This window comes from Thiocapsa sp., from assembly GCF_018399035.1.
GTDB lineage: Bacteria > Pseudomonadota > Gammaproteobacteria > Chromatiales > Chromatiaceae > Thiocapsa.
Map to the genome: position 1 here is coordinate 4866107 of NZ_CP073760.1, position 13675 is coordinate 4879781.

General features: G+C 63.0%; 12 protein-coding genes. 4 read left to right on the plus strand and 8 right to left on the minus strand.

Translation table 11 applies throughout. The features are described 5' to 3' along the window. Positions 1 to 9: 9 nt before the first annotated feature. A complete protein-coding gene (locus KFB96_RS22225; protein ID WP_213456698.1) occupies positions 10 to 540 on the minus strand; it encodes a MerR family transcriptional regulator in 531 nt (176 codons plus the stop codon). Positions 541 to 791: 251 nt separating this feature from the next. Here KFB96_RS22225 and KFB96_RS22230 point away from each other — a divergent pair, with 251 nt between their 5' ends. After that, the gene (locus tag KFB96_RS22230) at positions 792 to 1529 is read left to right on the plus strand and encodes a class I SAM-dependent methyltransferase (RefSeq protein WP_213456696.1); all 738 of its coding nucleotides are present in this window, start codon (positions 792 to 794) and stop codon (positions 1527 to 1529) included. A 4-nt stretch (positions 1530 to 1533) separates the two neighbouring features. After that, a complete protein-coding gene (locus KFB96_RS22235) occupies positions 1534 to 1911 on the plus strand; it encodes an SRPBCC family protein (RefSeq protein WP_213456694.1) in 378 nt (125 codons plus the stop codon). A gap of 282 nt (positions 1912 to 2193) precedes the next feature. Here KFB96_RS22235 and KFB96_RS22240 read toward each other — a convergent pair whose 3' ends face one another. From KFB96_RS22240 to KFB96_RS22260, 5 genes are all read right to left on the minus strand, one after another. Continuing rightward, a complete protein-coding gene (locus KFB96_RS22240) occupies positions 2194 to 3297 on the minus strand; it encodes a hypothetical protein (protein WP_213456693.1) in 1104 nt (367 codons plus the stop codon). Positions 3298 to 3894: 597 nt separating this feature from the next. Beyond that, complete coding sequence (locus KFB96_RS22245) at positions 3895 to 4275, minus strand: hypothetical protein (protein ID WP_213456691.1); 381 nt, start codon at positions 4273 to 4275, stop codon at positions 3895 to 3897. A 541-nt stretch (positions 4276 to 4816) separates the two neighbouring features. Continuing rightward, positions 4817 to 5371 carry a hypothetical protein gene (locus KFB96_RS22250; protein WP_213465721.1) on the minus strand — a complete coding sequence of 185 codons (555 nt, stop codon included), beginning with the start codon at positions 5369 to 5371 and terminating at the stop codon, positions 4817 to 4819. A 92-nt stretch (positions 5372 to 5463) separates the two neighbouring features. Further along, positions 5464 to 7509 carry a TonB-dependent receptor gene (locus KFB96_RS22255; RefSeq protein WP_300970764.1) on the minus strand — a complete coding sequence of 682 codons (2046 nt, stop codon included), beginning with the start codon at positions 7507 to 7509 and terminating at the stop codon, positions 5464 to 5466. A gap of 204 nt (positions 7510 to 7713) precedes the next feature. Continuing rightward, positions 7714 to 8091: a TonB family protein gene (locus tag KFB96_RS22260; RefSeq protein ID WP_300970766.1), complete on the minus strand. Its 378-nt coding sequence runs from the start codon at positions 8089 to 8091 to the stop codon at positions 7714 to 7716. Between the two features lie 914 nt (positions 8092 to 9005). On the opposite strand from KFB96_RS22260, the gene KFB96_RS22265 reads away from it, so the two are divergent. Continuing rightward, the gene (locus KFB96_RS22265) at positions 9006 to 9863 is read left to right on the plus strand and encodes a transposase (protein WP_213456685.1); all 858 of its coding nucleotides are present in this window, start codon (positions 9006 to 9008) and stop codon (positions 9861 to 9863) included. Positions 9864 to 10022: 159 nt separating this feature from the next. After that, positions 10023 to 11522, plus strand: a complete 1500-nt coding sequence (locus KFB96_RS22270) for a multiheme c-type cytochrome (RefSeq protein ID WP_300970768.1) — start codon at positions 10023 to 10025, stop codon at positions 11520 to 11522. A 169-nt stretch (positions 11523 to 11691) separates the two neighbouring features. On the opposite strand, the gene KFB96_RS22275 is transcribed toward KFB96_RS22270, so the two are convergent. Further along, positions 11692 to 12144, minus strand: a complete 453-nt coding sequence (locus tag KFB96_RS22275; protein WP_213501550.1) for a hypothetical protein — start codon at positions 12142 to 12144, stop codon at positions 11692 to 11694. Further along, complete coding sequence (locus KFB96_RS22280; RefSeq protein ID WP_213501552.1) at positions 12141 to 13415, minus strand: hypothetical protein; 1275 nt, start codon at positions 13413 to 13415, stop codon at positions 12141 to 12143. The genes KFB96_RS22275 and KFB96_RS22280 overlap by 4 nt, the downstream gene beginning before the upstream one ends. Positions 13416 to 13675: the final 260 nt, after the last annotated feature.

The following is a 13675-nucleotide window of genomic DNA, read 5'->3' on the forward strand; positions in this document are numbered from 1 at the left end:
GGTCCCGGTTCAGTCGTTGCCGACGAACAGCCGCTTGGCCTGTTCCAGCAATGCGTCGAGCCGGCGTTGATCGGCGCGGGCCAAGGGCCGGCGCACATGCAATTCGATGTCGGGATGCAGGGTGATCCGCTCCCAGGTGCTGCGGGGCGGCGTCTTGGGAGCCGCCGCCGAATCGGTCCCGTGCGTAGGCGGCGTCTCAGGAATCGACTCGACCTGTCTCGTTTGGGCCATCACCTGGCGGACATAGTCGGCGGCCGAGCGCGGTTCGCCTTGAACCTCGCCCTCTAGCTCGGCAAGTGCTCGCGCCACCCCGACTGCATCGAGTCCGGCCAGCCGCGTCTTGATCAGGGCCAGCGGCTGGTGGGCATCCTGCAGGCGGCGGATCAGTCGGAGCCGATCCAGGTGCTCCCGGCTGTAGCTCGACGCCGGACCCCGACCATTGGGCGACGGCAAGAGTCCTTTCGCGAGGTAGTAGCGGATCGTCCGCACGGGGACGTCGGCGGCGCGGCTCAGGCTGTTGATGTCCAGGGTCTCGTTCATGGGAGTTAATATAGACAGTGACAGTTTTACTGTCAATAAAGCGGCGCCGAGGAACCAAGCCATACAGGTTGAAGAATCCGCAGACCCCTCGATGCAGGGATGAGCGCTGCCACCTCGCCTGTTGAAACCCGAAGCACGACGACCTGTCTGAGCCTGCTTCGATCCGTGCCTGACGAACGGCCGGTGTGATTTGATCGTGCCGTCCAGCCGGTCTGCGTCGTCCCGCCACCACATCTCGGAGAATGCTCCCGATGAAACCCTGGAATCCGCGGTTGCTGCTGGTCGCCGGCTTGTGCCTGCTCGCAGCCGTCCAAGCGCATGCGCAATCCGAACCCGCCGCCGACAGCCTCTACACCTTCCACACACCCAGCCGCGACGGGATCGGCAAGACCTATTTCGGCCGCGAGATCTCACAGGTCATGGGCCACCAAGGCGCCGCTTGGCTGGAGCGAAGGACCCGTGTCGTCGAGGAGCGGCCCGACCGGGTGGTGGAGGGCATGGGGCTCGCGCCCGATGCCCGGGTCGCCGACATCGGCGCCGGGACCGGCTATTTCACCTTCCGCATCGCCGAGGCCGTCCCGACGGGTCGCGTCTACGCGGTCGACGTGCAACCGGAGATGCTCGAGGTCCTGCACAAGCGCATCGAGCGACGCACGATCACCAACGTGGTCCCGGTCCTCGGCGCGGAGGATGATCCCAAGCTGCCGCCGGAGAGTCTCGATGCCGTGCTGCTCGTGGATGCCTACCACGAGTTCGCCCATCCCTACGAGATGATGCAGGGCATCCGCCGTGCGCTGCGACCGGGCGGACGGGTGTTCCTGATCGAGTACCGCGGCGAGGATCCACGGGTCCCCATCAAACCGCTGCACAAGATGACCCAAGCGCAGGCGATCACCGAGCTCGAAGCCGTCGGGCTGCGCTGGGTCGAGAGCCTCGACATCCTGCCCACGCAGCATTTCATGGTGTTCGAGAAACCCGCCGAGGGCTGATGCCGTGCACCGAATCGACCGCATTATCGAAGCCCCCGCCGGCGTCGCCTGGCGGATCCTGATCGACACGCGTGAATGGCCGATCTGGGGGCCGAGCGTGCGCGCGGTGGAGGCACCAGCGGATCTGATCGGCCCCGGCATGCGAGGCCGGATCCAGACCCCGGTCGGCCTCTGGCTCCCCTTCGAGATCACCCGATGGGAGCCCGAGCATGTCTGGGCCTGGCGAGTCGCCGGCGTCGAGGCCACCGGGCATCGCGTCGATCCGCTCGGACCTTCTCGCTGTCGCCTCACCTTCGAGATCCCGCGCTGGGCACCCTTCTATCGCTCGGTTTGCGATGCGGCCTTGCGCCGGATCGAGGAGCGGGCGCGGACTTGCGCTTGAACTGAGCTTGATACGCGCCGACGCAAGGTGGGCGCGTAATCCATTCGCACCAAAAGGTCTCGATCCCGACAAACCGAGTGCTTACCCTGGTGTGCGAGATCTGCCGCGCAACCTGGAACAACCGCATATCGACCCGGAGTTGACCCGACTGGAAGCGGCAGCATCGGAGGCGCAGCCGATCGATCATGCGGTTCTGGACTGACTGCTGCGGGAGAGGATACTGCGGGAAACAGCGGAAGCCGACCGGCCGGGTGCCCGATCCACCTCTGCCATGCGCCACCTTTAGCGTTCAATAACCCCCGTTACCAGATCAAGCCGAAGTGCCTCGGCCTGCGTCAGCCAGCGGATGCGCTCGCTTGAGACATTGCCCGCGATGGCCACCAGCTCCGGATCGATCCCCATACTGCTGAAGTAGCGCAGATAGTTCGCGAGCAACTGCTGACCATCTTCAAGACTGCCTCCCCCGGCGAGAAGGGATGACCGATGGATACCGATCTGCGAATCCGCAAATGCATACCGGTCAACGCCTCCGGCGAGCGCGAAGGTGCAGGCGCTCGCGCAGAGATCGCCCGCGAAGGTCTTGATGTTGTTGCTTCTGACGTAGTAGCCGATCATCTGCGCCTCGGAGACCAGCCCGCCGCTGCTCTCCAGCCCCAGAACAGATGCACCGGTCCTGCGTAAAGCCTCGATGACAGCTTGCCCGTCCCCTTCCTCGAAGTCGCCGTCGAAGACGAGTACGGTCCCGCCGGAATCGGCGTCGAAGGAGGAGATCTTATCGTCGCCTGCCCGCGCATCGACTTCGGCCCGCGCGGTCGGCGGTTCGGAAAACGACGGCTGCAGCATTGGCGGAGCGACAATCTGCATGCAGTTGCGGTAGGCATTGTTGAACGCCAGTGCACTGCCAGAGAGGTCGACCATCAGGCTGCCGACATTCGTATCGATTCTGAGCCGATTGCCGTGCTTCAGATCGTAGACGGCCTTATCCGAGAGAGTAAACGCAACCAGTGGGGTTCCTTCGACGTAGAATGGTTCAACGTCGACACCGTTGTAGGTGTTGGTGTCGATGATGAAGCGGACCGAGGTGATCTGGTCGTTTCCTGCCAGAGCGAAGTACGCATCATTGCAGTCGGCATCGGACGCGAAGATCACCCGCAGACTGATGCCGTTGTTAAATTCAGTCGATGCGATGTTCCGATTCCAGTTCCACGCACCCTTGCCACCCTGCTCGATTATCGCTTGGGCCGCAACAGTTCCTGAGACCGAAGCGCCCATAATCAGGAGCGCCGCAAGTGTATTAAGAAAAGTTCTCTCTTTCATGCTTCCTGCCAAACAGATCCTATTCTCGACCTCACCCTGCAGATACAGGGTCCTATGAACTTCTTTCATTTTTCCGGCCACCGCACGCAGGCCGTGAACGGCATCGGATAGGTCCTATCCCGTGTGATGATGCTCACCGGAGGAGTTAGCCTCTTTTCCGAGACCGTGGCACCGAGATTGTGCCGGGCCGTCGACGCAGACCGAGTCAGGCGGTCCGAGTGCGGTGGATCGAAGGTAGGATGGGTTCCAATCAACCGCCAGAACAGATCGCCTTCGTTGCGGTTGCCACGTACGGGTTCCGTGAGATCGCCGAGTAGATCCTGACTCGTTGTGCTCATCTGTCCGGCAGTCCTTCGCTTCTCGTCTGAATTGGTCCGTCCCGCCAGGGCAAGAGATGTTCGAGGGCATCCGCTACCATGGGGCCAATAATATCACTCTCAGGAATACAAGTGACCTGTTATGTCCTCCCTTTGGCGGCAAGCTCAACCCAGCCCCTTCCCCAACATAAAGATCCCCGCGCTGGGCACCCTTCTACCGCTTGGTTTGCGATGCGGCCTTACACCGGCTCGAGGAGCGGGCGCGGACTTGCGCGTGATCAAGTCGCCCCGTCGGTCCCCGATCGAGAGAACGGTTCTCCCGCGACAAACATGGGCGTTGACTGAGGCATCAGTCGAGCGACTCGGACAGAACACATCTAGAATCCACCTCGCCTGCAAAGGAATCCTCGCAAACACCAGGAGAGCGCACCATGAACGACTCCAACAACCGCGTCACCGTCGTCGACATCCAGATGCCTTTTTGGTCCATGGTGGTCTTCATGGTGAAGGCGGCCATCGCGGCCATACCGGCCATCATCATCCTCTCCATCTTTTTTGCGATCGTCACGGCGATCTTCACGGCCATGTTCGGCGGCATGCGCATGATGTAGCTGATGCAGAGGAGCTGTCCGGCCATTGTCTCCAGGGCGCCGCAGCGCAGACGCAACACGGGGTCGCCCTCCTTGCCGGGCGGGATGGCGTCAAGCAGGTGTGTGGCCCAGACAAGCATGCACCGCGCATCGCCCCGCGAAGGCGAGGGTCAGGATTCGTCGCTCACACAGGCAATAAAGTCCTCGATCGGTTTCCACGTATAGTGCTCGGTCGATCGAACCGACAGTTGACTGCTGCGTTGTGCATGATTGGTTGAGTGCGTTGACGATCGCATCCATCCGCGCGCTCACCGGCGCGGTGATGGCCGTAAGGTCCCGTCGTGCGCGGGGCGCGCCCCGGGGGACCGTTCAACTGCCCGATCTGGGGCCATGCGTTGCGTGCGTGCGCGGGCTGCAGGACGGTGGACTTGTTGACTGTGCGCTCTTCGCGACCCTGGTGAGTTTGAACCTTCAGTGAGTCGAGGGCGACCGGTGCGCTGCTGCCGCCGCTCACGGCAATTCCGGTGATCGGTCGCATCCCGAGATTGCCTAGGTACTCATAGCAACGCCTGGCAGCACATCCCTCTCGGCTACCGCCCATGCGGTGTTCGTTGGATGACGGTCAAGCTGCAGCCCCTGACATCGGCTCGAGCGCGCATCGACGCACGTCAAGCCTCCGTCTCAGGGCCGCCCCACACCCGTGAGGGGCGGGCTGCCCGCGTCGGGCTGGCCAGCCTCCAGCCGGTAGGCGTTGTGACAGGCGACACAGACCTCCTGCACCCGCTGCAGTTGCCGTAGGCTGTGCAGGGGGTCGTTGTGCGCCAACGCGTCGCGGCCAACATCGGCAATGGCCTCGCGCATCTGGAGCATCATGAGGCGGAAGGGCTGTGGGAGGTTGCGCCGCATGCGCTCGAAGCGGCCCGGGTTAGGACGATGGCCGCCCGTCGCTGCCTGAGCGCTGTTCTGTTCCGCCATCGGAGGCGCAAGCGAGGGGCCATCGGAGGCCAGGATCCGCGCCCGTTCGAGCGGTGGGTGCACCTGCTCCGCCAGCCGTTGAACTTCAATCATTTCGCCCTCGACTGCCGCAGCCAGGGTCGCCGTCGCGTAGACCAGATAACCGCGCATCTCTTCCAGAAGATGCTCGCGGTCGTTCTCCGGCAGTGTGACCGGCATGCGCGTTTCGACCTCCGCCAGCGCGCTGCCTGGAATGCTCAACAGCGCCATTAGCATCAGCATACGAGAAAGACGGGCACCGCAACGGGCGGGCCGCAGCCGGGGTCCGTGATGGACTCTCTGTGTCATGGATGGGTGTCGCTCGGTTGGTGGAATCAGAAGTTATAGCGCACGCCAAGATAGGCATAGGGGCCGGGATCCGAACCCAGACCGGGGTCGATCTTTTCGTCGAGCAGGTTGTCGATGCCGCCGTAGAACTCCACTGCGGCCAGCGTCGGCGGCATATAACTCGCCTTGAGATGGACCAGGGTGTAGCCGGCGGCGGTCTCGATGCCGGCCCGTCCGGAGTAGTCCTGCTCGCCTGCATAGCTGACGATGGCGTGCAGGAGCCAGTTCGCGCGGGCGTAGTCGAGGGTCAGACTGGCGAGGGTTTCGGGGGTGTTGAGCAGCGGATCGCCAGTCTCGAGGTTCTCGGCGCTGAAGTGGGTGAAGGCCGCGCGGGCACGCAGCGCTGGGGTCAGACTAACCGAGCCCTCCGTTTCGACACCCTGGATGCGCGCCTCGTTGATATTGCGAAAGGTGTTGTAGGTCAACAGGCCGCTGCCCTCGCGCACCCTTTCGATGCGATCCGTGACACTGGTGTGGAAGAGGGTGACGCCGTAGTCCCAAGCCGCGGCCTCGCCGGCAAGGCCGATCTCGAAGGTATCGCTCGACTCGGGATCCAGGTTGTGGGCGCTGGTCTTGCCCTGTTCCGGATTGATGACCTCGGCGCCGAGCATGGGGACACCCTGTGGATTGACCTGATCGACATAGAGGCTGCGATCATCCGGCGCCTTGTAGCCCTGGGCGAAGTTCGCACGCAGCCGCGCCAGTGGCGAGAGGGTCCAGATCCCGCCGGCCTGGAAGGACAGATGCGAGCCGCCGACCGAGTCGTCATCGTAGCGCGCCCCATAGACCGCATTCAGACTCGGCAGGATCTGCCACTCGTGTTGCAGGAAAGCCGAATCGAAGGTGCGCGTGTCGGCATCGAAGGAGGTGGATTCCACATTGTTGTCGCGGTGCTCCAGACCGCCGAGCACGGAATGGTTCTCACCCGGACTCCAGACGCCGGTCAGCTCGTTGACCCATTGATTCATGGTAGATTCACTGCGCGAGCTGGCCGAGTCATTGCGGGTGGCGTAGCCGAGATCCGCATAGTGGACAGCGTAGACCACGCGGTCCTTGTCGTAACGGCTGTAGTGCAGCCGGTAGCGCAGATCGAGCGTGTCGAACAGCGACCAGTCGAACGTCAGGGCGGTATCCAGCCGCTCGTTGTCGTCATACTGGCGTGCCGGGATGTTCGCTGCCTGGATCGCCTTGCCGGCGGCCATGACATTCGTCGCGTAGCGGCTGCTGATATAGGTGCCCTCGCGCTCCTCGCGCATGGCGTTGAGATCCAGCGTCAGCTTGACATCGGGGGTCACCTGCCACTCGAGCGCACCGCCGATGGTGTCCACGTCGGCCTGGTCGCGGTAATCCACATCGACCTCATAGCTGTCCTTGAGCCCGTTTCTGATTCTCGCGTTGGGATGCCTGGAAGGCGCGACCTGAGCTCCGGATTGAGGCACGCTCACCTGCGCCGTCTCGCGCTCCGCATAGATGTCGCGATGCAGGTGGCTGGCGTAGAAGCTGAAGTTCAGCGTTTCGTTCCCGCCCCGCAGATCACCTGCGAGCATGGCACGCGCGCCGTCGCCCCGGTCATTGGCGCCGTACTGGATATCGCCGCCGCCCTCCAGCCCGGCCGCCGGACGCTTGGTGATGATGTTCACCACACCGCCCAAGGCATCAGCCCCATAGAGCATGCTGGCCGGTCCGCGCACGATCTCGATGCGGTCGATCATGGAGGCGGAGATGCGCTCCAGCTCGAAGGCATTGCTGAATTCGCCCACGATACGGCGACCGTCGATGAGATAGAGAGTATCCGATCCGCCGAGGCCGCGGATCTGCAGGTTGCTTCCGGAGGGGCTGACATAGAGTCCGGGCGCCAGATCGAGGATGCCCCGCAGCGTGGTCGCGCCCGCCGCCTTGACATCCACTGAGTCGATCAACTGGATCGGTGCCGGAGAGGTGGTAATGTCCTGCTCGATACGGGTGGCGGTGGTGACATAGACCGTCGGAAGGACTATCGACGTATCGCCGGCTGCCGCTTGGGACGAGCCCAAAGCCAGCAGGACGAGAACGCGGGCAGACGGGCTGCCGGCCGAGGGTCGGGGGTGTGGTCATGCGGATGCTCCGGCTGCCTGGTTACGGTTTGGCTGCCGAGACCGCGTCGGGGCATTCGGTGGCTAAGGTGAGTTGGTTCGCGGATATTGAATCACAGTGATTCGCATTATCTTATTGAGAATCCGCAATCGGCTGGGTAACCGTCAACGCAGATGGAAGTTGATCGGCACCGCGACGGTGAGCTGACACTGGCTCATACCGGGTGGAAAGGCGGGCATGGGGTTGGCGCGCTCAAGCATGGCCTGGACATCCTGATCCAGCAGCGGATAACCGGATCCGCCGACGATCCGATGGGAGAGCAGGCGTTCGTTGCGATCGATAGTGCAGAACGCTCTGACGGTGCCTTCCTGGCTCAGCCGGCAGGCCGGGTCCAGTCGCCCAGTGCGGATACGGCATTGCGCGACATCAAGGAACTGCTCGCGCATGGCATCCTGTGAACAGCGGACGCGGGCGGGCGCAGCACCCATGACGAGCTGAAACGCTGAGGTGTCCTTTGGGTGGCCGAGGAGACGCTCGGGCACGCCTGTCTTCTGCCCATGCAGCGGACACTCGAGGGCACCTAAACCGCGTCCAGAGCGAGATGCTCACTTTCGAGTGAGCTCGAAGTTTGGTGAATCCACGACCCTTAGCGGGGGACGCGGTTTAAAATTTTATATTTTTTAATATCTTAAACCGCGCCGGCTCCAGCGGCTCTGAAATCCGCCGGGGCCGATCCCATCCAAAAACATCGCATACCGCACTGGGCGCGGTTTAGGCGCCAGTACACGATGGATGGGGCCTGAGCGACGCGCATACGCAGGCGCCCATTCACCCGGTCGCCCTGGTCACGGACGCGCGGATCGACATGACCCCGTGGGAACGGCACGACCTGGCCGTGCAGATCGTCCGCGATCGTCTCATCGACGCAGGCAATGAGGTTACCGCCAGGTATGGAACCCCAATATCGATCCCTCGAGCTGGTTCATCGGCGCGAGTCACGCGCCCGAGTGGGTCGCGGTCCTCAACTGGGTGAACCGCTGCGGATTGGCGATCCTCCTGCAGCCACCGCAGCGGCGCGAGGATTGGATTGACGTGGCCGATCATGCGCTTGAGCTGGGCACATCGACGTGTCTCGTGATTCCGGGCATCCCCATCCGTGCGCCTGCAGCCAGGCGAGCAGCGGTGCCGATGGATATAGCGGCTCAACGTGATAACCCAAAGCTTCCTGGAAATTTTGCATGACCCTAATGATAGAGGGATTTCAGCAAGCCCCATTGATAATTCTTATTGGGCTATCAGGAAAAATTTACATTTGCCGTGCCAACTTTGACCGCAATCCGGGAGATCTGGCAATAAATGTCTTGAATCAGTAAGATAACGCGTGAGCAGATGGCGCCCTTTTGCTATAATTTCAGGTAAAAACCATTGAAATTGAATACAAAAGGCCCTCTGCTCAATGTTCATTCTACGCGACCTGCTCACCCAGCTCCAAGCGACCTTCTCGCAGACCTCCCAAGGCCAACAGCGCAAGGTCTGGTTCGTCTACACCCTGCTGGCGGTGGCCGTTCCCTTCACCTCTTCGATCACCTCCAATGTGTTGCGCACGCTGCGCACGCTGTTTGGCATGAAGGTCGAGAGCCAGCGCTTTGATGCCTTTATGGCCAGTTCGACACTGCCGTGGTCGCGTCTCCGGCGAGTGCTGTGGGGGGCGATTCCCAACCCGACCACGGCGGGCCGGGTGTTGGTGGCGTTGGATGATTCGATCAATCCCAAGACGGGCAAGACGATCTTCGGCTGCGGACATTTCCACGACCACGCAGCCAAGAGTAATCAATCCGACGATCCCTGGTCGCAGTGCATTTTGGCCATCGGGTTGCTGAAGCGGATCAAGGGACGCTGGGCCTGTCTGCCGTTGGACTTCCGCTTCTATTTGATGCAGAAGGACATCGCGGCGCAAGGCGTGACGGTCCGCCGCGACGGTGCGGTCGTTGCGTTCGAGACGAAGATGGCGCAGGCCGCGGCGATGCTCGAGGCGGTGTTCGCGCACTTCGGCCAATCGGTGCTGGTGGTGACCTGCCCTCGCTGGTCGGGCGACTCCTCCATGCCAGCGTCCGCACCTCGCCCAGCCCCGAGAAATGGCTGCGCCCGGGCGCCGTCCGCACGGCGTGAAATAACCTGGCTGAGGATGACAAAGGGCTGCAGTTTGTCGCTTGCGCATGGCGATACCATGATACGGGCAACTCCTAATATTTGCGTAGGTTTAGTAGGTGATTCGCGTCGTTCCCCGCGCGTTAGTTTTCATCCGAACACTTGACCAAGGCCACTTTAATGCCTCGTATGACGCGTAATAGGCTTGCTGTATGGAGGTCAACGCCGACTCGGCGCGAAGCCCCGAAACCTGGTCCGTTCGCAAAACGCCAGTGGCGCACGCGGGTCAACAACAAAAAACGGGAGGAGTGCGATGAGATGTTCCATGCTTTGGCTGGTCCTGGCGCCTTTGGTCGGTTGGTCCGGGCTGGCGCAGGCCCTTACCGGCGATGTCGATGTCGGTGAGTCATTAGCAAACCAGTACTGCGTGGCCTGTCATGGTCCCGGCGGGGTGGGGCTCGGACCGATCCCATCACTCGCCGGGATGCAGGCGCAGAGCTTCCAGGAGACGATGAAGCTGCTGCGTTCAGGGAAACGCGAGAGCCCCACCATGGGGCAACTGAGCGCGGAGATGACGGATCAGCAATTTGCCGATCTCGCCGCCTACTTCAGCGGACTCGAGCCGGTTACCGACCCGCTCGAGCAACAACGCCTGCATCATGTCTCCGCCGCGGCCTGTCAATGGTGCCACGAGGACATCTATCGGCAATGGGCCGGTTCGATGCACGCGAAGAGCACGGCATTGCGTGATCCAATCCACGAGATGATGTATCGCCAGGAAGTGGGTGATCCGCGCGAGGAGGGTCAACTGCATCAGCGCTCGCAGCGCTACCCGGTCTGTCTGCAATGCCATGCGCCGAACGCAGCGAAGGATGGATCCACCAAGCTCGATGCCATGGCCGCCTACTCCGAAGGCGTGAACTGCGTCGCCTGTCATCAGATCTCCGGCTACAAGGGCGTGCGCGGCGAGGGGGGTGCACTGCGCCTGGGGCTGCAGGCTTATGAAACATCAAGCGTCCTGCAGGGACCGATGGGGTATCCGTTCGACAAGGTGCGAGCCTTCGAGGGGCCGGACGACGCAGGTAACCCCCATGTCGACAAGCTCGATGCCTTCGGGCAGCGCGTCTCGGCGACCCTGCCGATGCAGGGCAACCCGGGCATGTTGCGCGGCAACGACCTCTGTCTCGGCTGCCATCACCTGCGGCCCAATCCGCAAGGTGTGCCGCTGTGCGCGACCGGCGACGAGTTCGATGCGAGCGGCGCTCAGGTGACCTGTCAGTCTTGTCATATGCCTATCGCCGACGGGGTTGCGCACCACGGCATGCCCGGGGGCCATGATGTCGCCCAGCTCGCGCGCGCGGTGCAACTCACCGTCGATGTCGAGCCGATCGAGAGCGGCGTGCGCGCCAATGTCGTGATGCAGAATCAACTGCCACACAAGATGCCCACCGGCGCACCCTTCCGTAATGTTCAGGTCAAGGTGACCGCGCTCGACGCGAATGGCAAGGTCCTCTGGGAGAACTATACCGATGATCCCCAGAAGGAGGCGCCCGACGCCTACCTCTTCTATCAACTCGCCGATGACGAGGGCAACCCGGCGATGCCGCCGGTCGCAACCCAGGTTGGGGTCGATTCACGACTCGCGCCACACGAACGACGCGTGCTGACCTATGAGATTCCGGTCAAGCCCGCGGTGGTTCGCGCCGAGATGTTTTATAACCTCGTCTTCAAGGGGATGAAGCCACGCGTCATGGAGTATACCGACGACGAGACCTTGCTGGAGCCGAAGCGCATGGCCTTCTTCGAGGCGCATGTCACGCCCTGAGCCTAGCGCCTGAATCCATTGCCCGGCGTGAAGAGCGCCCGGAGACGACGGCCCGATCCGGGTCTTCCCGGGCGTGATCGAGCAGGCCCACCGGTTCGATCGATCAATAAAAGGGGGCGGGTGGCCGCGGGTAGGATGTTCAATCCCCCGGCCTTTCCCATCAAAACCTTCATGCCGTTTTCATGTCGAGCTTCGGCGCCTTGAACGCCTGTCGTCGCCGGGCCAGCATGGAGTCGCCGAGATGCGTCTTGACCCAGCACTCGACATCAAGGGTACGCACCGAGGTCATCGCCTCGTGAATGAGCGGGCCCGTCAGATCGGTGAGGAAGGCGGGAATCGCCAACACCAGCCGGCCGATCTCCTTGAGGGGGCCGCGTGCGGTGAACATTTTGTATTTTCCGAACACCGATTCGATGATGTCGGAGGACGCCAGCCAGGTTGCGCCGGGCGGGATCTTGGCGGCTTGTACCTCGACCTGTTCCAAGACCCGGTCGGTAAAGCGGGCGGCTCGCGGAGCGAGCGCGGTGCGCGGTGCGAGTGTGGCTTGAAGCGATGCGCAGACGCCGGCGTGCAGTCCCTCGGACTTGAGAACGCTCTGGATGGCCTTGGACTGTTCCATCATCTGTGCATAGACCGCCAGATCCTCGCGATAGGCACTCGCCCAAGCGAAGCCCTCCAGGAAGCGGGCGCGGCCGGTGTCGGCGAGATCCCAAAAGGCGTCGTCCAGATCCGTGAGCTGCAGGTCGGACGCCGCCTGAATGGCCTCGCAGAAGGCTGCCTTGTCGGGATGCCGATGGCCCAGCAGCACGTGCAGGGGACGCACGCGGGCGACGCCCAAACGGTCGCGCAGGTGGTCCCGGCGGCGACCGTCAGAACGCAGGTGGGCCGAACGGCACTGAAATCTCCCCGCTCCTGGTAGGCGAGCAGGTTTTGCGCCCACTCGACATGGGTGTCGACGTGCATGAAGCGCGCCTTGGTGCGCTGACGCGGCGGCAACAGAAAGGCCAGGTCGGTTTGCTGAAAGGACGCCAGGGTCCGCTTGCAGTGCGCCAGAAAGGTCTGCCAGCGCGCGTCGGGCTGCAATTCGGCCTTGAGCAGGGTGGCGATGCGGTGCGAAATATCATAGGTTTCCACACAGTCTGTCGTCTGTTCCCGGCGAAACAGCGTGATCCCCTTGTGCAGGTCGCTGCCGTGATCGGCGACGATCTGCACCGGCACACCGGTGCGCTCGGCGACCTCGCGCAGCACCGTGGCGACCCACTCCCCGGTGCTGTGCGTCGTCACCTTCACGGCGAGCACCTGCATGGCCCGGTGCGACGGGCTGTAGCCGGTCTCGAGCAGCCGGGCGGCGGGGATGCCCAGAATCACGAGACACTTCGATGTGCCCAGTTCAAGCGTATGATCGGCGATGTAAATCCAATCCTCGCGCCGCTGCGGAGGCTGCAGGAGGATCGCCAATCCGCAACGGTAAACCCAGTTGAGGACCGTCGTATGCGCCGGCATGCTCACCGGCATCCAGGGCGCGAGCAGACTCAGTACGCGGGGCACCCCGCGGCTGCCGAGTCCGGCACCCAGGTACATCTGCAGCGTCAGTTGAATGACCAGGAGCGAATGCCGGTGACCGGGCGGGGGCAAGCGCAGCAGCTGCCGAGCCGCAGCGTCAGGCTCCTGCGCCTCGCCGACCGGTGTCGCCTCCGACGCCGCAGGCGGGCCACCGCCTTGCGCCGCCAGCGCCCGGTTTTTCCAATAGGCACGGCTCGCTTCCAGATCCCGGATCTTGACCCGAGCCGCGCGCAGGCGCTGTTGCTTGTCCAGGGCTTTGGCCCGCCACGCATCGCGCGATGCCCGGAACAGTCGGGCCAATCGGGCCACGGGGGTTTTGAAGGTGTCCATCGGTCGGCGTCGGCTCGGATTTGGCTGGGGGATCCCGGTGCCGCGAAGTGTGCCTGGAGGCGACAGGGCTGTCGATGGCAGCCGGCGGCAGGACCGCCGGCGCATCACCGCCCGCACCCCGCGACACGAGACCGGCATGAGCTATTTCGTGCCTTATCGGGTCAGATTGAACTCCCTAGGCCGCGGGTGATTGCTCACCCGCGGCTCCCGTAGATCCGGACGTGCCCAATTCGGGCATCCGGCACTCTTCGACCCCGGCG